This window comes from Devosia sp. Leaf64 (genome assembly GCF_001421945.1).
GTDB lineage: Bacteria > Pseudomonadota > Alphaproteobacteria > Rhizobiales > Devosiaceae > Devosia.
The window spans coordinates 403512-426320 of the sequence record NZ_LMLO01000024.1; the positions used below are offsets into that span (position 1 = coordinate 403512).

Genomic DNA, 22809 nt, shown 5'->3' on the forward strand with positions numbered 1-22809 from the left:
TTTGGCCGTGCGTCTACGCTGCGTGAAAGCTGTGATTTTAGAGTCGGTTAGTGTGCGGTCTTGCGAGATTGAGTCTGGTAGACCGCGACCGAGCGATCGATGATGGCATCGAGAATTTTCTCGCCCTCGGCAATTTGCGTATCCGAGCGCATGGTCGCCGCGATCAGCGACATGGCGAGCGCCTGAATAGCATAGGCGTGCTTGGTCTTGTCCGCCTGATGGTATTCGTTGCCGCGCTTTTCGAAGATTTTCAGCAGGTCGTTGTAGACCTCTGATGTCATATTGGCTTTCGCAGTGACCCAATTTTGCTGCTGCAGGCTGGCGGCAATATCTGAGGCCAGATGACCGATCATGGCCATGGCTTGGCCGTCCTCGCCGCCCGATGTCACGATGTCGCTGACGACCGCTGTAAAGCGCTGCTTGAATTCGGCATTGCGGGCGGCGTTGTCTTTGGTCTGGGCAGTCATGGTCATCCAGGCAAATGGCAGTGGAATTGGTGGTGTTTAAACCATCAATCGCTGCCGATTGCCACGGCGAAGACCGGAAAATGCCCAGACGACCACGCATGATCAGAGCGCGCCCATGATCTTTTGGCGGAAGCCGAAAACTTGGCGGTCGCCCCCGATCGGGATGAGCCGCACTTCGCGGGCTTGGCCTGGTTCAAAACGCACCGCGGTGCCTGCTGCAATGTCGAGTCGCATGCCGCGGGTCTTTTCGCGATCAAAGCGGAGGCCGGCATTGGTTTCATAGAAGTGGTAATGCGAGCCGACCTGGATCGGCCGGTCACCGGTGTTCGCCACTTCGAGGGTCAGTTGCTCGAGCCCTGCATTGAGTTCGATCGTGCCTTGGGCGGTGATGATTTGTCCGGGGATCATGCCGACCTCACGCTGCAAAAGCGAGCCACAGGCCGCCGAGCGCGGTCGCTGCGCCAGCGATGCGACCTAGTGCCTTGCCACCGAAGCGGGAGAGCGAAAGGCCGGCCCCGATGCCGACGAGGTGCAGCACAACAGTGGCGATGACAAAGCCCAGCGCGAATTGCCAAGCGCCTGCTTCGCCGAGCTCGCCGCCATGAGCATGACCATGGAAGAAAGCGAAGAAGCCGACCATTGCCGCGACGCCTGCGGTCGGGACTGGGAGGGCGAGTGCCACAGCGATGCCGATGAAGATGACCGAGGCGAGAATGACGGGCTCGACGAAGGGTAGGGGCACGCCAGCAATGGCAGCGGCAAAGCCGACGGCCATGGTGCCGACGAAGGCTGCGGGAACAATCCATACCGCGCGGCCGCCCTGCATGGCGGCCCAGAGCCCGACGGCGACCATGGCAAGGATATGATCGAGGCCGAAGAGGGGGTGGCTGAAGCCGGCGGCGAAGGAGCCATGTTCGCCGGGGTCAAGATGAGCAAAGGCGGGCATGGTGGCGGCCGCCAGGATGGATAGAGCGATCAGCGCGCGCTTGAACATTTGTGCCTCTTCAGCGGATGGGTTGGTGAACGGTGACGAGCTTGGTGCCGTCTGGGAAAGTGGCTTCGACCTGGACGTCGTGGATCATCTCGGCAATGCCCTCCATGACCTGGGCGCGTGTGATCACATGGGCGCCGGCTTCCATCAGTTCGGATACGGCACGACCATCGCGGGCGCCTTCGACGACGAAATCAGTGATCAGCGCGATGGCCTCGGGATGATTGAGTTTTACGCCGCGTTCGAGTCGTTTGCGCGCGACGATCGCGGCCATGGCGATGAGCAGCTTGTCTTTTTCGCGAGGGGTCAGGTTCATCGGCCGTTTTCCTAAAGGTGCCAGAGACGCGGCAAATCGCCAGCGCCGGTCAATTCGAGCAGAGTTGGTACAATAAGGCGGCGCAAGGCAAGCCCAGTTGGCGCCATGGCGCGGATGACGAGACGTTCGCCATTGGCGCTGGCCGCGATCATGTCTTTTCCGGTGTGCTGAAGGCGAAGGCGGTCCAATACGATGTTGGCCATATCCGCATTGGTGGCCACATGGAGAATGGAGGCGAACGCTCGGCAGCCGTCTAGCAGGGACAAACCATCGCGCTCGCTGCCATCGCCCGTCAGGCGGGTTGCTTCGGCATGGAGCAGGCGGTCTCCGCGATAGATGCGCCAATTGTCGGAGAACATGGCATCGCGGGCTTCCTCGCCCATGGCATCGCGGCCGAGAAGGACCGCCTCGATCGCCGTCAGCGTCGCAGCAGGTTCCAGCGTGATGTCGAGTGTGCGGCTCAGTTTGCTGCCAGCAAACAGGATTGTCTCTTGCGGCAGCCAATCGAGATGAGCGCCCGCGCCCACGCGGAGTTTGGCTCGGACAAGCGCCGTATCTCCGGTCGAGCGATAGCTGCGTTCGCAGGCCTGAGTGGTGACGACCAGTTTGCCGCGGGGCGAAACTTCGGCGGACCAATCAATTTGGTCCCCGCCAGTAATACCGCCCGCTGTATTTATCAGCACGGCTTCGAGTGCTTGGGAGTGCGTATGAGGCAAACGTATCTTGCCGCAGCCTTCTTGGAAAAGCGTATCGAGGCAAGTCTTGCCGTCGCGCTGTTTGGTTTTAATGCGCCCAATGCCCCGCGCTCGTTGCATATGCGACGTTGGACGAACTGCCTCTAAATTTGGCTTTACGGCGAAATTCATTGCAACGATCTGGCCTCAGCCCCGTTATTTAGGCGAGCAAGCGCTCTTTCATAAAGAATTTTCAAGAGGGTTATAAATGATCAAGTCCGCTCTTTCTGTTCTCGCTCTTACCGTTGCTTTCTCTGGCGCTGCTTTTGCCCAGGGCATGATGATCAATGGCGTCGCTGTTTCCGAAGCAGACCAGCCGGCCGTCCAGCAGCGTTGTGACCAGCTTGCAAACGCTTCGTCCACTGAATCGCTCGCCCCAACGACTGAAGACGGTGAAGTAACCGGTGGTATGGGTGCTGACACCAATGGCGCATCCAGCACGACTGCTGGCGATACTGCCGCTGCCAACACTCCGGCTGTGAGCGAAACTGCTAACGCTACGACCACGATCGACCTCGACACCATCTCGCTGGAAGCTTGCACCGCTGGCGGCTTCACCAAGTAAAAGTTCGCTCATCAGCGTCTTTCGGGCACCTGACTTCGGTCAGGTGCCTTTTTGTTTATACCATCAAGTGTTTGCGCACGTCCGGCCTATCGAGATCGCTCGCCGGGCCTTTGTGCATGATTTCACCGCGGTCCATGACGTAGATGTCGTCGGAGATCTCGCGGCAGAAATCGAGGAATTGTTCGACCAAGAGAATGGTCATGCCCTTTTCGTCGCGGAGGAATTGTAGGGCTCTGCCGATATCCTTGATGATCGATGGCTGAATGCCTTCCGTGGGTTCATCGAGAACCAGAACTTTGGGTCGGGTAACCAGGGCGCGGCCTATTGCAAGCTGCTGCTGCTGACCACCCGAGAGATCGCCGCCCCGTCGACCAAGCATGGATTTCAGGACCGGGAACAGCTCGAAAATGTAGTCGGGAACGTTTCTGTCGCTGCGGGCGAGGCCGGCATAACCGGTTTCAAGGTTTTCCTTGACCGTCAGCAGCGGGAAGATTTCGCGACCCTGCGGCACATAGCCGATGCCCATGCGAGCGCGTCTATAGGGTGGCGCTTTTTTAAGCACGTCGCTGCCAAAAGTTATGGCGCCCGACGAGATGTGGTTGATGCCAGTGATGGCGCGAAGGGTCGAGGACTTGCCGACGCCGTTGCGGCCAAGGACAGCGGTGATCTTGCCGGGCTGGCAGTCGATGGAGACGCCCTTGAGCGCCTGCGCTGCGCCGTAGTGAAGATTTATAGTCGAGATCGAAAGGGCTGCGGTCATCGTCCAAGATACCTTTCGATCACGACGGGATTGGCGCTGACCTGGTCCAGTGAGCCCTCGGCCAAAACGGCGCCTTCGGCCAGGCACACGACGCGCGAACCGAGCTCGCGCACGAAGCTCATGTCGTGCTCGACCACTACGACGGATCGGGTTTGGGCGATTTCGCGCAGCAGTTTCGCGGTCTCCTCGGTTTCGCTGTCGGTCATGCCGGCGACGGGTTCGTCGACGAGCAGGAGCTTAGGATCTTGTGCAAGCAGCATGCCAATTTCGAGCCATTGTTTCTGGCCGTGGCTGAGATTGGCCGCTAGCTCGTCCTTGCGGTGGAGGAGACGAACGGTTTCGAGGATTTCGGTGATGCGGGCCACGTCGTCGTCGCTGGCGGTGTAAAACAGCGTCGCAAAGATGCCGCGGGGCTTTCTCAGCGCCATTTCGAGATTGTCCCACACTGTGTGGCTCTCGAACACGGTCGGCTTTTGGAATTTCCGGCCGATGCCGAGATTGGCAATCGCGGCTTCGTCTAGCTTGGTGAGGTCCGTGCGACCATCGAACATCACATCGCCAGCATCAGGACGCGTCTTGCCGGTTATGATGTCCATCATCGTCGTCTTGCCCGCGCCGTTGGGGCCGATGATAGCCAGCATTTCGGTGGGGCGGACGATGATCGAAAGATTGTTGATGGCCTTGAAGCCGTCGAAGGCAACCGAGACGCCGTCGAGATAGAGCATCGTATCTTGGGCTTTGCTCATAGCTTACTCCGCCGGACGGGGTTGGGGGGTGTCGAAAGTCGACGGGTCTTCGCCGCGTTCGATGTCAGCGGATTGGGTCGGGGTCGGAGCAGCCGGCTCGGGCTTGCGGCGATTGCCGAAGAGCTGCTTCCAGAGCCCGACGATGCCCTTGGGCAGGAACAGCGTGACGAAGATGAAAAGGGCGCCGAGGGCAAAGAGCCAGAATTCGGGCAGGGCGCTGGTGAACCAGGATTTTCCGAGATTGACGACGATGGCGCCGATGATCGGGCCGATCAGGGTGCCGCGGCCACCGACGGCGGTCCAGATGACGACTTCGATGGAATTGCCGGGCTCGAATTCGCCGGGATTGATGATGCCGACCTGCGGTACGTAGAGGGCGCCGGCAATGCCGGCCATGATGGCCGAGACCGTGAAGGCGAAGAGTTTTACGTATTCGACGCGGTAGCCGATGAAGCGAGTGCGGCTTTCGGCGTCGCGCACGGCGACCATAACCTTGCCGAGTTTGGAATTGACTATCATCGAGCAGACAAGGACCGAAAGCGCGAGAGCTATGGCCGTGGCGGCAAAAAGCGCGACACGAGTGCTCTGGGCCTGGACCGGTGCGCCGAGGATATCCTTGAAGTCGGTGAGGCCATTATTGCCGCCAAAGCCCATGTCGTTGCGGAAGAAGGCAAGCAACAGGGCGAAGGTCATCGCCTGGGTGATGATCGAGAGATAAACGCCGGTCACGCGGCTGCGGAAGGCGAAGAAGCCGAAGATGAAGGCGAGGAGGCCGGGTACGAGGATGACCATCGCCATGGCGAACCAGAAATTATCAAAGCCCATCCAGTACCAGGGCAGTTCCTTCCAATTGAGGAAGACCATGAAGTCGGGCAGCGTCGGATTGCCATAGACGCCGCGGGTGCCGATCTGGCGCATGAGATACATGCCCATGGCATAGCCGCCGAGCGCGAAGAAGGCGCTGTGGCCGAGCGAGAGAATGCCGCAATAGCCCCAGACGAGATCGAGCGCGAGCGCGAGGATGGCGTAGCTGAGATATTTGCCGAGGAGCGAGACGAGATAGGTCGGGACGTGGCCGAATTGGCCGGGCGGGATCAGAAGGTTCGCCATGGGCACGAGGATAGCGACGGCGAGGAAGATGCCGATGACCCAGATGGCCTTTTTGTCGAGGGCGCGGAACAGGGCTTGGGTCAGCATGCGATGTCTCCGGAAGTCGAAGTGCAGGGCGGGATTTCGATCACTGTTCGATCGCCCTTCCCTTGAGCGCAAAGAGCCCTCTTGGACGCCGCTGGATGAAGAGGATGATCAGCACCAGGATCAGGATCTTGCCCAGAACAGCGCCGGCATAGGGCTCGAGGAACTTGTTGGCGACGCCAAGGGTCAGCGCGCCGACAAAGGTGCCCCAGAGATTGCCCACGCCGCCGAAGACCACGACCATGAAGCTGTCGATGATGTAGTTCTGGCCGAGGTTGGGGGAGATATTGTCGATCTGGGTGAGGGCGACGCCGGCGAGGCCGGCAATGCCCGAGCCGAGGCCAAAGGTCATGGCGTCGACGAAGGGTGTCCGGATGCCCATTGCCGAGGCCATGCGGCGGTTTTGGGTGACGGCACGCATCTGCAGGCCAAGCGGCGTGCGGTTGAGGATCAGCAGCAGCATGAAGAAGACGATGAGGGCGAAGATCACGATCCAGAAGCGGTTGTAGGTTATGGCGAGGCCGAAGAAATCGGTCGAGCCGGACATCCAGGTCGGGGCGATGACCATCTGATTTGTGGGACCGAAGATCGAGCGAACGGTCTGCTGCAGGATCAGCGACAGGCCCCAGGTAGCGAGAAGGGTTTCGAGCGGGCGGCCGTACAGCCAGCGGATGATGCCGCGCTCGATGCCGACGCCGATGGCGCCGGTGACGAGGAAGGCGACGGGCAGGGCGATGAGGAGGGAATAATCGAGCAGGCCCGGGAAGGACTGGCGGATGACAAGTTGGGTCAGGAAGGTGGTGTAGGCGCCAAGCATGACCATTTCGCCATGGGCCATGTTGATGACGCCCATGACGCCGAAAGTGATGGCCAAACCAATGGCGGCGAGAAGTAGGACCGAGCCGAGCGAGACGCCGAACCAGACGTTTTGCAGCGCGCCCCAAACGGCGCGGCTCTGTTCGAGGCCGGCGATGGCGGATTGGATGGTGGGCTTCACCGCCTCCGGCGCATTGGCGAGGGCGCTGGTGAGGATGGTGATGGCGCCGCGGCCGGCGCCGGAGACGATCTGCGGCACGGCGGCCTGTTTTTCTTCGATTGACGCGTCTTCGCTCGATAGGACGGTGATGGCGCGCGCGGTCTGCATGACGCCGAGCACATTGGCATCGGTCTCGGCGGCAATGGCCTCATCGAGAAGCGGCAGCGCGGCCGGATCGGGATTGGCGAGGAACCCCTGCGCCGCGGAGAGACGGGTGCGCGGATTGTCGCTCATCAGCGTCATGCCACCGAGAGCCGCGGAAATATCGCGCCTGAGGCCGTTGTTGACGCGAATGCGCGAGAGGTCGGCATCGGCGCCGAGGTCCACCGCTTCGCCAGTGAGAGGATCGGTGATGGCGGAGCCGGTCTGGATGACGACGCGGCCGGAGGTTTCGTCGAGATAAAGGTTGCCGTCGCCGAGAGCGGTGAGGACGGGGACAACGGCGGGGTCGCCGGTTGCTGCGAGGTCAGTCACGATCTGGGTAAGTTCGCGCAAATTGGCTTCGCCCATGGCAGCGATGCGGGCGGGAATATCGGTGGTCTGGGCCTGTGCCAAAGTGGAAATGAGAAGCGACAGGGTGAGTAGCGCCAGGCGGAGAAGTTGAGTCAGCATCGCTTGGGAAGTCCTTGTCGCGGTTTAGGAAGTTGAGGGGGTGGTGTATGCCGCCACCCCCTCCCAGCCTCCCCCATCTAGGGGGAGGTGCAGATTTGTGATTGGGGCTAGATCATGCCCACGTCACCAGCCCTACACCTCCCCCTTTGATGGGGGAGGATGGGAGGGTGTGACCCCTTTACTGCGCTGGCGTGCCGCCGCAGGTTTTGGTTTCGGTGTTGTAGTTGCCGCAGTTGATGGGGGCGGTCCAATCGGCTTCCAGCATCTTGGATTCCGGCAGGTAGTCGGACCAGGCGTCACCGGCGACGAGGTCGTCGGTCTGCCAGACCACGAAGAACTGGCCGTCGTCCTGGATTTCACCAATCAGCACGGGCTTGGTGATGTGGTGGTTCGGGAGCATCTTGGCCATGCCACCGGTCAGGTTCGGCGTTTCGAGGCCGACGATGTTCTCGATCACGGCGTCGGCGTCGGTCGACTTGGCCTTTTCGACGGCAGCAACCCAGAGGTTGAAGCCGATCATGTGGGCTTCCATCGGGTCGTTGGTGACGCGGGTGTCCGAGCCGATGAACTTGTGCCAATCGGCGATGAACTTTTCATTTTCGGGCGTATCGACCGACATGAAGTAGTTCCAGGCAGCAAGGTGACCCACGAGCGGGGTGGTATCGAAGCCGGAGAGTTCTTCTTCGCCGACCGAGAAGGCGACGACCGGGATATCTTCGGCCTTGATGCCCTGATTGCCCAGTTCGCGATAGAACGGCACGTTGGCGTCGCCGTTGATGGTCGAAACCACGGCGGTCTTCTTGCCTTCCGAACCAAAGGCCTTGATGTCGGAGACGATGGTCTGCCAATCGGAATGACCGAAGGGCGTGTAGTTGATCATGATGTCTTCTTTGGCGACGCCCTTGTCGAGCAGGTACTGCTCAAGGATCTTGTTGGTCGTCTGCGGATAGACATAGTCGGTGCCGGCGAGGACCCAGCGCTTCACCGAGCCGCCATCTTCGCTCATCAGATAGTCGACGGCCGGGATAGCCTGCTGGTTCGGGGAGGCGCCGGTGTAGAACACGTTGCGCTGGGATTCTTCGCCTTCGTACTGGACGGGGTAGAAGAGCAGCGAGTTCAGTTCTTCAAAGACCGGCAGCACCGATTTACGGCAGACCGAGGTCCAGCAGCCAAAAACCACGTCGACATCGTCGACTTCGATCAGCTGGCGAGCGAGTTCGGCGGCCAGCGGCCAATCCGAAGCGATATCGACCACGACCGGCTCAAGCTGCTTGCCGAGAACGCCGCCCTTGGCATTTTGCTGTTCGATGAGGAACAGCATGGTGTCCTTAAGGGTGGTTTCGGAAATCGCCATCGTGCCCGAGAGCGAGTGAAGAATACCGACCTTGATGGTGTCGTCCTGCGCCTGGGCAGGCACCATTGGCAGGGTGAGGCTGCCGGCAAGTGCCGCAGCGAGCAAGGCGCTTTTGGCGCGCGAGAAATTCATGTGTTCGTCCCTCTAATTTCGTTGAGCCCCAGGAGACAGCCAAGGGAGGCGCCTCGATGGGGTCAACTGAGACGATTTCGGCTTCGCGCCCTATACGTCGATTGACGTAACTGCCGGCACGGGCACCGCGGGGCGGTGGAAAACCACTTTGATTAAACGATGTAGCATGGCTGTCATATGAGACCTTTATGGGCGGGCCGCGAAACCTAACTCAGTGAGGCCATTCATGATTTCTCTCAAAACCCTGACATGCTCCAGCGCGCTGGGGCTGCTGCTGGCCACGGGCGCCGTGGCCCAGGATGCGCCAGCGCGGCCGACAGGTCTCGGCTTTGAAGGCACAGCGCCGACCGCTGAGAACGTCCCCGCCTATATCGAATCCGGCGCTACCAACCAGCGCAGCGACGCCTGCATGGCAACGGTCGATACCAATGCCGGCGTGCGGCTGCTGTCGGGCTTTCTGAAGGTTTGGGAACCGTCGACGTTGCTGGTCGATGCGGGTGTTGAGGCCGAGGCAAATGGCGATTGCCCCGCGATCGTCAAAAGTGATTGGGACGGCATTCCAGGCTCCGCGACCGATGGCAAAATCCTCGATCAGGCTGTGCATGATCACAACATGGATTATGTCGTGCAGGTGACGGCGTCGCGCAGCGCCCAGCAGGCAATCGGCGCCTATCTCGATGACCGCCGCGGTAAGAATATCAGCATGCTCGATGGGCTCGGCCCGCTTGCAGACGCGTGGAAGAACGGCGCGCATCAGTTCACGACGATCACGCAGGTGCAGCCGGACGCGACGAGCGTCAAATATGATGACCATGGCAATAATCGTGGCCTCGGCAGCGTCGGCGACGAAGAAGCAGAGACCGATGCCAATGAGGATCTTGGCCTCGCTGTCGATTTCATCAATGCGATGAGCGCCGATGGTTCGACCGAACCGGCAAAGCGCTTTTACAAGTATGGCCGTCCGTGGCGTTGGGACAGCGATGTGTTCGTGGTGCCCGCTCTCGAGCCGGCCAAGAGCGGTTCGGCTGGGACGGATGGCGGTTTCCCGAGTGGGCATACGGCTGAAGCCTGGCGCGACGGCCTGGCCATGGCCTATCTCGTGCCGGAGCGTTTTCAGGAGATACTGACGCGGTCCGTGGAGATGGGCGATAGCCGTATCATCGCCGGCATGCATTCCCCACTCGACGTGATCGGCGGCCGCATGCTGGGGACGGCGACTGTCGTCTATAATCTCAATCTTGCGGACAACGCCGAGCTGAAGAGCACTGCTCGGGTGCAAGTTCTCGATTGGCTCTACCGCCAGACGGGCACGGAAACGGAGGCCGAGCTCTATACGGCCGCTCACGCTTGGCCGCTGACCGACGATCGGTTTGCGGACGCCGAGCTGAACGTCGCCTATGTCGCGCCGCGCCAGTCCTATGGCTTTGAGGCTGTGGCTTCAGACGCAGGGGCCAAGGATGTCGTGCCGGCCGGTGCCGAGGTTGTCCTCGAAACGCGCCAGCCGTATCTCACGGCCGAACAGCGCCGCGTGGTGATCAAGTCGACGCTGCTGCCAGCCGGTTTCCCGGTGATGGATGATGCCGAGGGCTTTGGCCGTCTCGACTATATCCGTGCGGCTGATGGCTATGGTGCCTTCGAGGGCGATGTCACCGTGACCATGGATGCGAGCCTCGGTGGCTTCAATGCCCGCGATACCTGGCGCAACGATATCGCCGGTGCAGGCATGCTAACCAAGGCAGGGAGCGGCGCGCTTACCCTTACGGGTGACAACGGCTTTACCGGTGGTGTTGTCGTCGAAGGCGGCGAACTCGTCGCGGCAAGTCGTTCTGCGCTGGGTGCGGGCGACGTCTATGTCGCGGGCGGCACGCTTGCAGTTGGTGCGAGGGGAGTCGACATCGGTGGCGATCTGACTGTGCTCGACGATGCCGGTTTGGCGATCCGTGGCCTTGCAGGCGAGGCAGCTGCGGTGGCTGTCGAAGGGAACCTGACGCTGCTCGGCGGGACACTCGACATCACGCTTCCCGAGTCGGCAGAAGGCGTTACGCTGGTTTCTGCAAGCGCTATCGAAGGCACATTCGACGAAGTCCGTCTCAATGGCGCGGCTGTCGAAGTGACCTATAGCGCGGATGCCATCACGCTGGCTGCTGCCCAGTAAACTCCGGAGAGGGGCCGGTTCGCTGGCCCTTCTTCTCTGCTTGCCAAAGGGCGCTTTTGCCGAGACAATGCCTAAGCGATAATCAATCATTGGCTTCGGTACTTCTTTAGGCATGCCTCCTCGCCAGCGCATCATTCCCATTCGGCGCGACTATAATCGCTGGGTCGCGAACCAGACTTTGGAAGATTATGCGCTGCGGTTTACCGCGAAATCGGCGCGGCGATTCTCGAATGATCGCATCTCGCAGACGGCGATCGGGGCGATATCGTTCCTAGCTTTGGAGGCCATAGGCGGTAGCATTACGTTATCGTATGGGACAACCAATGCGCTGATCGCGATTTTTGTGGCGTCGATCGCCATCCTTCTCGTGGGCGTGCCGATTTCGCGTTACGCGACCCGGCATGGGGTGGACGTCGATCTCCTGACGCGTGGTGCGAGTTTTGGCTATATCGGCTCGACGGTTACGTCGCTGATTTATGCGAGCTTCACCTTCATCCTCTTCGCCATCGAAGCCTCGATCATGTCGAGCGCCTTGCAACTGGCTTTCGGCATTCCGCTCTGGATCGGGCATATCATCTCGGCGCTGATCGTCATTCCACTGGTGACGCATGGGATCAGGATGATCTCGAGTTTTCAGGTGCTGACGCAGCCGATCTGGATCGTGCTCAATGTGCTGCCCTTCATCTTCATCGCCTTCATGGATTGGGAGAAGTTCGATCTCTGGCGCGCCTTTGCCGGGCTGGGTCAGCCGGAGGGTGCGGCGGGGACGATTTCGCCGTTCGATATCGCCAAGTTTGGCGCGGCATCGGCTGTGATTCTGGCGCTGATGACGCAGATCGGCGAGCAGGTGGACTTCCTGCGGTTTCTGCCGGCCGAGGGGGCGCCGAAATGGCGGCAGAAGATCGGGATTTTTCTGGCTGGGGCAGGGTGGGTCGTCGTTGGCGCGCCGAAACTGATCGCGGGATCGTTTCTGGCCTTTCTGGCGCTGTCGACCGGCGTGTCGCCGGATCACGCGTCAGAACCCGGTTACATGTATGCCGTGGCGTTCGACTACATGATCCCCAATCAGTTTGTGGCGCTGATGCTGATGGCGGTGTTCGTCGTCGTTAGCCAGCTCAAGATCAATGTGATGAATGCTTATGCCGGGTCGCTGGCGTGGTCGAATTTCTTCTCGCGGCTGACACATAGCCATCCCGGGCGGGTGGTGTGGCTCTTGTTCAATGTGGCCATTGCGCTGTTGCTGATGGAGCTCGGGATCTATCGGCTGCTTGAAGAGACGCTGGGGATTTTCTCGATCATTGCTATGGCTTGGCTCTGTTCGATTTCGGCAGATTTGTTCGTGAACAAGCCACTGGGGCTGGCGCCGCCGGGGATCGAGTTCAAGCGGGCTCATCTCTACGACATCAATCCCGTTGGTGTGGGGTCGATGGTGCTCTCGGTGAGCATTGCGCTCGCGGCCCATTTTGGTGCCTTTGGCGAAATGGCTGCGGCGCTGGCGCCTTATATCGCGCTTATCGTCTGCTTCATTGCCTCGCCCGCCATCGCCTGGGCGACCAAGGGGAAATATTATCTGGCGCGCAAACCGCGAAAGTCTTGGCAGTCGAAAACATCGCTGACCTGCTCGATCTGCGAGCATCCATTCGAGCCCGAAGACATGGCCTGGTGCCCGGCCTATGCGGCGCCGATCTGCTCGCTGTGCTGTTCGCTCGATGCGCGCTGCCATGACATGTGCAAGCCGCACGCGCATTTCCGGGCTCAGACGCATGCGGTGGCGTCGAGCGTGTTGCCGCAATGGGCGATCGACAAGCTGCAGACGCGGCTCGGGCGCTATGGGATTTCCATGGGCATCGCCACGGCGATCCTCGCCGGCATTCTGGCGCTTATTTATTCTTTCGCCAGCCAATCGGCGCCGGAGACTGCAGAGGTGGTGGGCGGAACGCTCTTGGTCGTCTTCTTCGTCTTTGCGGTGGCGGCGGGGATAATGACCTGGTTCCTGGTGCTGGCGCATGATAGCCGGCTGGTCGCCGAAGAAGAGAGCACGCGGCAGAATACGCTGCTGCTCAAGGAAATCGATGCGCACGGAAAGACAGACGCAGAACTCCAGCGGGCCAAGGAGAAGGCCGAGGCGGCCAATCAGGCAAAGTCGCGCTATGTCGTGGGCCTGAGCCACGAGCTTCGCACGCCACTCAATTCGGTGATGGGCTATGCGCAGATCCTCGAGCGCGATCCCGAAGTGCCGGAGAACCGGCGCGGATCTGTGCAGGTCATCAAGCGCAGCGCCGAGCATCTGTCTGGGCTGATCGATGGGCTCCTCGATATTTCCAAGATCGAGGCAGGGCGGCTGCACGTCTATTCCAACGAGATCAACATCCAGGATTTTCTCGATCAGATCGTCGACATGTTCAGTCTGCAAGCCGCCGCCAAGGGGCTCGAATTCCGGCATGCGCGCGCCAAGGCGCTGCCGCTTTATGTGCGGACCGACGAAAAGCGGCTGCGGCAGATTTTGGTCAATCTCTTGTCGAATGCGATCAAGTTCACCCAGTCAGGGCATGTGAACTTTGACGTCGGCTATCGCATGCAGGTGGCGACGTTTACGGTGAGCGATACCGGCAGCGGCATTTCCGCTGACGATATCGACCATATTTTCGAGCCCTTTGTGCGGGGCGAGGCGGAGCATAACCGGTTTACGCCGGGGCTTGGCCTGGGGCTGACCATTACCAAGCTGCTGACCGAGACACTGGGCGGCGAGATCACCGTTAGGAGTGCTGTGGGTGAGGGGACCCGGTTCCAGGCGCGACTGATGCTGTCCAAGGTCGAGCGGCCGGCTTTGCGGCGGGCGGACCCGCGACGCATCACGGGCTATACGGGCGCAGCGCGGACGGTGGTGGTTGTCGATGACAATGATGATCATCGCGAGCTGGTGCGCGAAATGCTGTCGCCGCTTGGCTTTGTGGTGCTGATGGCGGAGAGCGGATCGGCATGTCTTGATATGCTGGATGCGGCGGAGCCTGATATGTTCTTCGTCGATATTCGGATGCCGGGGATGAGCGGTTGGGAGCTGGTTTCGGCCCTCAGAGCCCGCGCCATTGCCGCGCCGATCGTCATGCTTTCGGCCAATATTGGCGACGGGGCGGGGCCGGCAAGCGCCGATGCCGGGCACAGTGATACGCTCGCAAAGCCATTCGATCTTGCGCAACTGCTCGACAAGATCAACGCGCACCTGGCGCTCGACTGGGTCTATGACGGGGCTGGATCGGCAGTGCAGGAGGCGGAAAAGCCCCTGCGCTCTCCAGGGATCGAGCACTTGCGCGAATTGGCCAATCTGGGGCAAATCGGGCATGTGCGAGGGATAGAGGCGAAGTTGGCGGAATTGGCGCAAGAGCCGGACAATGCACCGCTGGTCGCGGCGCTGCTCAAGCGGATGGAAACCTTCGACTTCGACGGCTACGCCGATATCTTGGAGCGGGTCGGTCATGAGCCGCATTGAGAAAGACCAGGATATTGTCCTTCTCGTCGACGACTCGCCGGAATCGCTTGGCTTTCTGACCGAAGCGCTGGAGGCTTCGGGCGTTACGGTGCTGGTCGCGCGCAGCGGCGAGATGGCGCTTAACATCGTGCAGCGTGTGGTGCCCGATGTCGTCTTGATGGACGCAGTCATGCCGGGGCTCGACGGGTTCGAGACTTGCCAGAGGCTCAAGGCCATGGCGCCGCTGGCGCATGTCCCCGTTATCTTCATGACTGGTCTGACGGAAACCGAGCATATCGTTCACGCGCTCGAAAGCGGTGGGGTCGATTACTTGGCCAAACCGATCAATGTCGATGAATTACGGGCGCGGATCCGGGTCCATCTTGCCAATGCACGGCGGGCGCAAAGCGCGCGCATCGCGCTCGATGCGGCCGGGCGCCATCTTGTCGCCTTTGATGCCAGTGGAACCGTGTTGTGGTCGACGCCGCAGGCTACAAAACTGCTCGAAAGCTCGAGCCTCGATCTTGGCCGCGCCGATCGACTCTCGCCGGGATTTTTGCGCTGGCTGCTCGACCACGGCGACGGCGCGCCCGGCAGTGGTTTCGATCTCGAAATCGAGAGCGGGCCAAATCTGCAATTTTCGTTTCTGGGTCTCGTCGGCGGGGCCGAATATCTGTTCCGGCTGTCGCGCGCCCAGGTGGCCGGACAAGAGGACAATCTGCGCCAGCATTTCAGCCTAACCCAGCGCGAGAGCGAGGTTTTGCTCTGGATCGCGCGAGGGAAGTCGAACCGCGATATCGGCGAGATTTTGGGCCTTAGCCCACGCACCGTGAACAAGCACCTTGAACAGGTCTACGCCAAGCTCGGCGTGGAAAATCGCGCCTCTGCGGCGATCAAAGCGATCCAAGCCATGCAGGCGCTCGACCTCTAACGATCCGCGCAGATCCATTCATGTGAACGGTTTAGCGGGAACCCAACCACACATCTGTCGTTGTGCAGACGAACCGCCATTAACGCGGGACGGGAAATCGTCGCGATCGCTATCGCGGCATGAAAATCGGTTGCGGCGAGGAGGCTGACGCTCCTTCTTGTAGCTCCCGATGGGGCGCGGAACTTCGGTTCCGCGCCTTTTTTGTTCGGCGTCTTACTTTAAAATTTCCAATACTTAAAATCGTTAACCAGTTCATTTTTGTGTAAGTGTTAGTGCGGAACTAGAAGGAGATTTGAATCGTCCCTTCTATGCGGCAATTGGTCGCTAAGATGGAGACGAGTTATGAAAACATCCAAATTTTCGTTGCTTCCTCTGGTCTTGCTTGCGAGTGCAGTAGTACCTGCACACGGCCAGAACTTGCTTGGTGTCATCGGGGCCAGTGGTGAGAATGCTCTCATCACGATTGGCTCCGGCGACGCGTCAGATACCGGCCTCGTCAATGTTGGCGTTGGCGGGGGAAATCAGGTCCTCGATGTTCAAGTCGGTGGCCAACATTCCGATATCGCGCGGACCACTGTCGGGGTCGGTGGCAATAGTCTAGTCGATGCCAATGCGGGCCTGTTGAACGATACTGTGAAAGCCAATGCCACTGTGGGCGGTAGCAGTCTCGCAAATGTGGGCGTGACGATCGGCAATCCGGGAACGCCGGGGAATCCTGGCAACCCGGGGAATCCTGGCAACCCGGGCAATCCCGGTAACCCAGGTAACCCTGGCAATCCCGGTAACCCTGGTGGACCGGGCACGATGTTCCCGCCCTCTTTGTCTGCATCCAATGGCGGGAACATGCCGAGCTGCAGCGGGACCAACCCGCGCGAGGTCGAACGCCTGATCCGCAACACGCAGATCGGCGGCAGCTGGCAGAGCGCCAGCAATGTCACGATCCGACGTGTCGACCTTTGTCCGGAACTGCAGGCCTGGCTTGCTGCCGCCCTGCAGGGGTCGAACCTGCGGTCGGCCATTGCTTCGGACAGCCTACTCAGCGCGTCTCTCGATCGCTCGTCCTACAACACCGATCGTGTGTTTGCGGTTCAGCAGCGCGGCAACCAGTTGACGATGTTCGTTTACTGATCCGACGAGGTGGGCCGTGCGCGGCCCACCTTCTCAAGTGGTGCGAAAGACCGCATAACGGCTCTGCGCGGCGCTTGTCACAAAACTGCAATCCGGTTGTGGCCAATGGAGCCGCACCCGGAGGGACCCGCTGTGAACGACTTCGACCAAAACGCGCGTTTCGAGCAATTCGAGGCTGAACTCAACCGCATCCGCGCCGAGATCACCGACAGTTTCGACGAAGAACTCGAACTACAGTTCGAAGACGACCAGCTTGAAGCCTTAGCCGAAGACGGCGAGCGCGCCGGCCGTAAGTCCCTCGACCGCAATGTCTATTTCCGCGAACTGTTTCGCCTGCAGCACGAACTCGTGCGGCTGCAAGACTGGATTGTGCATAATAAACTGAAGGTTGCGGTCATTTTCGAAGGCCGCGATTCTGCCGGCAAGGGCGGGGCGATCAAGCGCATCACGCAGCGGCTCAATCCGCGCGTTTGCCGCGTCGTCGCGCTTCCCGCGCCATCCGACCGCGAAAAAACCCAATGGTATTTCCAGCGCTATGTGCCGCACCTGCCGGCGGCCGGCGAAATGGTGCTGTTCGATCGCTCCTGGTACAATCGCGCGGGTGTCGAGCGCGTCATGGGGTTCTGCAATCCGGACGAGCTGGAAGAATTCTTCCGCACCGTGCCAGAATTCGAAAAGATGCTGATCCGTTCGGGGATCATCCTGATAAAATTCTGGTTCTCCATCACCAATGAAGAGCAGGAATTCCGCTTCCGCATGCGTATCCAAGATCCGCTGAAGCAGTGGAAACTTTCGCCCATGGACATGGAATCGCGCCGCCATTGGGAGGATTATACCAAGGCCAAGGAAGACATGCTGGCGCGCACCCACACGGAAGATTCGCCCTGGTGGGTGGTGCAGGCCGACGACAAGAAGCGCGCGCGCCTCAACTGCATCGCCCATCTTCTCGAAGCTATTCCTTATGCTGAAGTGCCCAAGCAGGAAGTCGTGCTGCCCGAGCGCATCCGCCATCCTGACTATCACCGCGGACCCGTGCCGCAGGATATGTATGTGAAGTCGATCTACTAAAGCGCGACGGCTTGCCTGCGCCGGCTGAACAGTCGAAAATGCTGGCGCAGCAAGTCGGAGACCGGTTTTGGCCGAAACCAGCGATATCGTGGGCGGTGGCCCGAAAAAGGTCCTTTATACGCTTTCTACCATCAGCAAGATCGGGGTGGGCAAGGCGGCCAAAGCGCTGACGGCCAAGAACACCTGCAAGGCCTGTGCCTATGGCATGGGCGGCCAGCACGGCGGCATGACCAACGAACTCGATGAGTTTCCCTCGGTCTGCAACAAGTCGGTGCAGGCACAATCGACCGATATCCAGCCGGCCATTCCCGAGCCGGTGTTTCAGCACACGATTGCGGAACTGGCCGAACTCTCGGGCCGCGAAATGGAGCGTCTGGGGCGGCTCGGTACGCCGCTATTTCGGCGGGCGGGATCGGATCGGTTTGAGCCATTGGATTGGGAAACGGCGCTTGATCATGCCGCGCATCGGCTGGTCGAGACCGATCCGCAGCGGACGTTCTTTTATTCGTCGGGGCGCTCGTCCAATGAGGCGGGGTTTCTGTTCCAGCTTCTGGCGCGGGCCTATGGGACGAACAACGTCAACAACTGCTCCTATTATTGCCATCAAGCGACGAGCGAGGGACTGGCGACGACGATCGGCAAGGGTACGGCGACGGTCGAGCTTGAGGACCTTACGGGCGCGGACCTGATCTTTGTCATCGGGGCCAATCCATCATCGAACCATCCGCGCTTCATTCACATGCTCAAGAACTGCCGCGAGCGGGGCGGGCAGGTGATCGTCATCAATCCGGCCAAGGAGCCGGGGCTGGTGAAGTTTTCCGTGCCGAAATCGCCGCTCTCCATGCTCAAAGGCGGCAGCGAGATCGCGTCGGATTATCTGCAGCCGCGCATCGGCTCGGACATTGCGCTCCTCAAGGGACTGGTGAAGGCGGTGCTGGAGCAGGGGACGGAGGACGCGGATTTTATCGCTCGGCACGGGGCGGATTTTGAGGCGTTCGCGCAGGATATCTCGGCGCTGACTTGGGACGAGGTGGTTGCCGCCACGGGTCTTGCGCAAAGCGACATCGAGCGCGTCGCGGCGTCCTATGGGCGCTCGAAGGCGGCTGTCTTTGCCTGGGGCATGGGCATGACCCACCATGTGCATGGCACGGCCAATGTGGAGGCTATCGCCAATCTGGCGCTTGTCCGCGGCATGATCGGCAAGCGGTTCGCCGGGCTTTTGCCGCTGCGTGGGCATTCCAATGTGCAGGGAATCGGCACGATCGGGGTCAAGCCTGTGCTGGCCAAAGATGTGCTCAAGCGCATGGAAGAGGTTTTTAACGTCAGGTTTCCGGAAGAAAAGGGCCTCGATACCATGGCCTGTCTCAAGCGGGCTGAGGCCGGTGAGGTCGATGCGGCCGTGATCATGGGCGGCAATCTTTGGGCGGCGACCCCCGATACCCGCTTTTCGACCCGCGCCATGGGCGCTATCGGCTTCAAGCTCTTTCTCACGACGACGCTCAATCAGGGCCATGTGCATGGGTTGGGCGAGGGCGAAGTGATGATCCTGCCGGTAACGGCGCGCGACGAGGAATGGGAGCCGACGACGCAGGAATCGATGTTCAATTTCGTCCGACTCTCCGATGGCGGTATCGAGCGCATCGGCACGGTGCGGCCGGAAAGCTGGATCCTGGGGCAGTTGGGCAAGCGCATGCTGCCCGGTTCACCGATCGATTTCTATGCCTTCTCGGGCCATGCCAAACTGCGCGACGCCATCGCTGCGATCGTACCGGGCATGGAAGAGCTGGCGGACATCGATGTCGCCAAGCGCGAATTCCACATCCGCAATCGCGTGCTGCATGTGCCCGAGTTCGGCACGGCGGACGGGCGCGCGCATTTCGTGGTGACACCGATCCCGCAGCGGCAGGCCGGGGAGTTGATGCTCGCCTCGGTGCGTAGCGAGGGGCAGTTCAATTCGATCATCTACGAAGAAACCGACAGCTATCGCGGCAAGGCGGGACGCTATGCCGTGTTTCTCAGTGCGGGCGACATGGAGGCACGCGGACTGAGCGAGGGGCAAAGGGTGCGGGTTCGCTCTTCAGTGGGCGAGATGGAGGGCGTCGCGACGCGCTTTGATCTGCCGGCAGGCTCGGTGCTGGCCTATTATCCGGAGGCCAATGTGCTGATCGGCACCGAGGTCGATCCGCGTAGCAAAACGCCGGCGTTCAAGTCGGTGCCGGTGAGTGTTGTGGCGGCGTAGAGTTATCTAACCATCACTAAGCCACCGGGTGTCATCCCGGCCTTGAGCCGGGATCCATCTTGAGATCTCAGGATGGGCCTCGGCCTTCGTCGGGGTGACAGCCGATGGTTGGGCTACTTCGCAGCGTCCTCTTCTTTGGCGCCGGGGCCGACGATCAGGACGCTTGGCTCGGCTTCGAAAATGCGCTTGGCGACGGCCTGGACTTGTTCAGCCGTGACGGCCTCGATCGATTGCTGGCGCTCCACCACATAGTCGAGGGGCAGGCCTTCGATCTGCTGGCTGACCATGGTCGTCGCGATAGCGACGGACGAGCGGAGCTGGTTGATCGGATAGGCGCCGACGAGATAGCGCTTGGTGCGTTCGAGCGCTGCCGGATCGGGACCGTCGGCCGCCATCTTGGCGAGTGTTGTCCGCATTACCTCGATGGCCTCGTTGGCCTGGTCGGGACGGGTCGAGGTGCCGATCGTGAGGGCCTGTGCCTCGGAGAGGTTTACGAGGCCGCCGGACACGCCATAGCTGAGGCCGCGTTTTTCGCGCACTTCGACATTGAGTTCGGAGAGGAGGCTGCTGCCGGCCAGCATCTCGGTCATGATGAAGGCCGGGAAGTAGTCCGGGTCGGTTTCGACCACGCCGGGATAGGCGAGGTTGATCGAGGTCTGCGGCAGGGGATAGTCCACCGCAACCTCCTGGCCGAAGCTGAGGGGGGCGGGCGGAACCTGCGCCAGTTTTGGCTCAGCCGGAAGCTTGCTGAAGATCGCGTCGATCATCTTGCCTGCGGCCTCTTCATCGAGCGCACCGACAATGCCGACCTTGAGCGTCTTGCGGGCGAAGATATCCTTGTGGAACTGGCGCAGGTCGTCAGCCGTGATCGTGGGCAGGCTTGCTTCGGTGCCTTCTATCGGGCGCGCATATGGATGATTGCCGAAGAGCGTTTCGTTCCACAGTCGGCCCGCGGCATAGCCGGGGTCTTGCTTGCGGGCGGCGAGACCGGCCAGGATCTGGTCGCGCATGCGATCGATCGCAGTCTGATCGAAGCGCGGCTCGTTGACGGCCAGCGCCAGTAGATCGGTCGCGTCATCCTTCTGATCGGCCAGCATGCGGGCAAAGCCGGCGAAATAGTCGAAATTGGCCGAAAAGCCCATTTCGAGGCCGGCTTCGTCGAGCTTGATCTGGAAGGCGTCGCTGTCGAGATTGCCGGCGCCCTCGTCGAACAGCGAGGACATCAGCGTTGCAAGGCCCACCTTATCGGTCGGGTCCTGCGCAGCACCCCCCTCGAAGGCAAAGCCGATGGTGACGATGGGGACCGTATAGTCTTCAACCATCCAGGCTTCGATGCCGCCGGGGGAGGTGATGGACTTGAAGGCCACTTCGGCTTGGGCCGGCACGGCCAGGGCTAGCGCGAGAAGCGGCGCCACCAATGCGGGCAGGGCGCGACGGGTGTTCTTGAAAATCGCGATCATGGCTTGGTCTCCGCGGCAGGAGGCAATAGGTAGCCCGTCACCGCAACGGCAGGGCGCAGATATTTGACGGCAACGGCTTTGACCTCTTCGGCCGTTATCGCGCGGATGCGATCGGGCCATTGCGCGACGTCTTCAACCGAGCGATCGGTCGTCAGCCACGTGCCATAGGTCTGGGCCATGGCAGACTGGTCGTCCTGAGCGAAAATCGTGCTGCGGATGAAGCGGGTTTTGACGCGTTCGAGTTCGGCCTCGGAAATTCCGTTAGCGATGAGATCGTCCACCTCGGCAGCAACGGCCTTTTCTAGATCGTCGAGTGTATTGCCAGGGCGCGGCACGCCATAGAGCGTGAAGGTGCCATCGTCGAGGGCGCTGCCCCCATAGGCGGCGCCGACCTGAGCGGCCATGCCGGTCTTGACGACAAGCGCTTGATAAAGCCGGCTCTGCGGTCCATCGCTCAGAATGGCGGAGAGCACGTCGAGGGCCTCGGCCTCGCCGTTTTCGGCCTGGCGATAGCTCGGGACGAGCCAGGAGCGCGCAAAGCTCGGCAGCGAGACGCGGGCGTCTTCGAGGGTGACGGTGCGGCTGGTGGTGGCAGGTGGCTCCTCGGGGCGGTGGCGTGGTGGCAGGTCCGGGCCGCGTTCGACCTTGCCATAGGTGGTCTCGGCCATTGCCTTAACGGCTTCGGCTTCGACATCGCCAGCGACGATCACGAGCGCATTGTTGGGCGCGTAGAAGCGATCGTAAAAGGCCAGCGCGTCTTCGCGGCTCAGCGTTTCGATCTCGTGTTCCCAGCCGATGACCGGGATGCGATAGGGATGGTTCTGGTAAAGCGTGGCGTTGACCGCTTCGGAAAGGATGGTCCGGGGCTGGGAATCGACGCGCTGGCGCCGTTCGTCGAGGACCACGGCACGTTCGGAATCAATCACTTCGGGCGCCAGCACGAGGTTGCGCATGCGGTCGGCCTCGATATCCATCATCTCGACGAGCGCATCGGGCGGGACGGTCTGGAAATAGACCGTCACATCGGCATTGGTGAAGGCGTTGGTTTCCCCGCCGAGTTCGTTGACCTTGCTTTCGAGCGTTCCGGCCGGATATTTCGCCGTGCCCTTGAACATCAGGTGTTCAAGGAAATGCGCGACTCCCGACTGACCAGCCGGATCGTCGGCTGCGCCAGTGCGATACCATAGCATATGGGTCACGACCGGCGCGCGCCGATCGGGAATCACCACGAGTTCAAGTCCATTTTCGAGCATGAAGTGGCTCACCGTAGGCGGCGGAGTTTCCTCTGCTGCCACGGGCAGGGCCGTGAATAGGGCGGCCACAAGGGCAATCATCGGGCGGTGCATGGTTCGGCGCGTTCTCCGTCGGTGGATTTGGCGGCGGCGAGGTTATCCAGATCGGGCACAAGCGCAACCGGCAATCCCGTTGCTTAAGAAACGATCACGTGTGATCGCC

Annotated in this window: 19 protein-coding genes; 7 read left to right on the forward strand and 12 right to left on the reverse strand. The window is 60.8% G+C overall.

Translation table 11 applies throughout. The features are described 5' to 3' along the window. Positions 1 to 47: 47 nt before the first annotated feature. From ASE94_RS19640 to ASE94_RS19660, 5 genes are all read right to left on the reverse strand, one after another. Entirely contained in the window at positions 48 to 467 is a 420-nt protein-coding gene (locus ASE94_RS19640) for a hypothetical protein (RefSeq protein ID WP_156352232.1), read from the reverse strand. Positions 468 to 569: 102 nt separating this feature from the next. Beyond that, the gene (locus ASE94_RS19645; RefSeq protein ID WP_062631722.1) at positions 570 to 875 is read right to left on the reverse strand and encodes an urease subunit beta; all 306 of its coding nucleotides are present in this window, start codon (positions 873 to 875) and stop codon (positions 570 to 572) included. Between the two features lie 7 nt (positions 876 to 882). Further along, entirely contained in the window at positions 883 to 1461 is a 579-nt protein-coding gene (locus ASE94_RS19650; RefSeq protein ID WP_062631723.1) for a HupE/UreJ family protein, read from the reverse strand. A gap of 10 nt (positions 1462 to 1471) precedes the next feature. Further along, positions 1472 to 1774, reverse strand: a complete 303-nt coding sequence (locus ASE94_RS19655; RefSeq protein ID WP_061910895.1) for an urease subunit gamma — start codon at positions 1772 to 1774, stop codon at positions 1472 to 1474. A gap of 11 nt (positions 1775 to 1785) precedes the next feature. After that, complete coding sequence (locus ASE94_RS19660) at positions 1786 to 2457, reverse strand: urease accessory protein UreD (protein WP_244484225.1); 672 nt, start codon at positions 2455 to 2457, stop codon at positions 1786 to 1788. Positions 2458 to 2716: 259 nt separating this feature from the next. Here ASE94_RS19660 and ASE94_RS19665 point away from each other — a divergent pair, with 259 nt between their 5' ends. After that, positions 2717 to 3073 carry a hypothetical protein gene (locus tag ASE94_RS19665; RefSeq protein ID WP_062631725.1) on the forward strand — a complete coding sequence of 119 codons (357 nt, stop codon included), beginning with the start codon at positions 2717 to 2719 and terminating at the stop codon, positions 3071 to 3073. A 55-nt stretch (positions 3074 to 3128) separates the two neighbouring features. Here the strand turns inward: ASE94_RS19665 and urtE are convergent, their stop codons facing one another. The 5 genes from urtE to urtA form a co-directional block, all read right to left on the reverse strand. Next, complete coding sequence (gene urtE, locus ASE94_RS19670; RefSeq protein ID WP_062631726.1) at positions 3129 to 3833, reverse strand: urea ABC transporter ATP-binding subunit UrtE; 705 nt, start codon at positions 3831 to 3833, stop codon at positions 3129 to 3131. Further along, positions 3830 to 4579 (reverse strand): urea ABC transporter ATP-binding protein UrtD, encoded by a 750-nt coding sequence (gene urtD / locus ASE94_RS19675; RefSeq protein ID WP_062631727.1) that lies wholly within the window; start codon positions 4577 to 4579, stop codon positions 3830 to 3832. Before urtD ends, urtE begins: the two co-directional genes overlap by 4 nt. Positions 4580 to 4582: 3 nt before the next feature. Beyond that, entirely contained in the window at positions 4583 to 5776 is a 1194-nt protein-coding gene (gene urtC / locus ASE94_RS19680) for an urea ABC transporter permease subunit UrtC (protein ID WP_082461334.1), read from the reverse strand. Positions 5777 to 5816: 40 nt separating this feature from the next. Further along, positions 5817 to 7421, reverse strand: a complete 1605-nt coding sequence (gene urtB / locus ASE94_RS19685; protein ID WP_062631728.1) for an urea ABC transporter permease subunit UrtB — start codon at positions 7419 to 7421, stop codon at positions 5817 to 5819. 178 nt (positions 7422 to 7599) lie between these two features. Continuing rightward, on the reverse strand, positions 7600 to 8907 hold the full coding sequence (urtA, locus tag ASE94_RS19690; protein WP_062631729.1) for an urea ABC transporter substrate-binding protein: 1308 nt from the start codon (positions 8905 to 8907) through the stop codon (positions 7600 to 7602). A gap of 226 nt (positions 8908 to 9133) precedes the next feature. Here urtA and ASE94_RS19695 point away from each other — a divergent pair, with 226 nt between their 5' ends. The 6 genes from ASE94_RS19695 (at position 9134) to ASE94_RS19720 (ending at position 19894) form a co-directional block, all read left to right on the forward strand. Further along, positions 9134 to 11062, forward strand: coding sequence for a phosphatase PAP2 family protein (locus tag ASE94_RS19695; RefSeq protein WP_062631730.1), 1929 nt, complete (start codon positions 9134 to 9136; stop codon positions 11060 to 11062). Between the two features lie 112 nt (positions 11063 to 11174). Then, positions 11175 to 14549 (forward strand): ATP-binding protein, encoded by a 3375-nt coding sequence (locus tag ASE94_RS19700; protein ID WP_062631731.1) that lies wholly within the window; start codon positions 11175 to 11177, stop codon positions 14547 to 14549. Further along, positions 14536 to 15459, forward strand: a complete 924-nt coding sequence (locus ASE94_RS19705; RefSeq protein ID WP_062631732.1) for a response regulator — start codon at positions 14536 to 14538, stop codon at positions 15457 to 15459. The genes ASE94_RS19700 and ASE94_RS19705 overlap by 14 nt, the downstream gene beginning before the upstream one ends. A 342-nt stretch (positions 15460 to 15801) precedes the next feature. Continuing rightward, positions 15802 to 16587: a hypothetical protein gene (locus ASE94_RS21290; protein ID WP_156352233.1), complete on the forward strand. Its 786-nt coding sequence runs from the start codon at positions 15802 to 15804 to the stop codon at positions 16585 to 16587. Positions 16588 to 16719: 132 nt separating this feature from the next. Then, entirely contained in the window at positions 16720 to 17655 is a 936-nt protein-coding gene (ppk2, locus tag ASE94_RS19715) for a polyphosphate kinase 2 (protein ID WP_061910915.1), read from the forward strand. A 67-nt stretch (positions 17656 to 17722) separates the two neighbouring features. Continuing rightward, on the forward strand, positions 17723 to 19894 hold the full coding sequence (locus ASE94_RS19720; protein ID WP_062631734.1) for an FdhF/YdeP family oxidoreductase: 2172 nt from the start codon (positions 17723 to 17725) through the stop codon (positions 19892 to 19894). Between the two features lie 113 nt (positions 19895 to 20007). Here the strand turns inward: ASE94_RS19720 and ASE94_RS19725 are convergent, their stop codons facing one another. Both ASE94_RS19725 and ASE94_RS19730 read right to left on the reverse strand, forming a co-directional pair. Continuing rightward, complete coding sequence (locus ASE94_RS19725) at positions 20008 to 21354, reverse strand: pitrilysin family protein (protein WP_062631735.1); 1347 nt, start codon at positions 21352 to 21354, stop codon at positions 20008 to 20010. Beyond that, the gene (locus ASE94_RS19730; protein ID WP_062631736.1) at positions 21351 to 22700 is read right to left on the reverse strand and encodes a pitrilysin family protein; all 1350 of its coding nucleotides are present in this window, start codon (positions 22698 to 22700) and stop codon (positions 21351 to 21353) included. Before ASE94_RS19730 ends, ASE94_RS19725 begins: the two co-directional genes overlap by 4 nt. Positions 22701 to 22809: the final 109 nt, after the last annotated feature.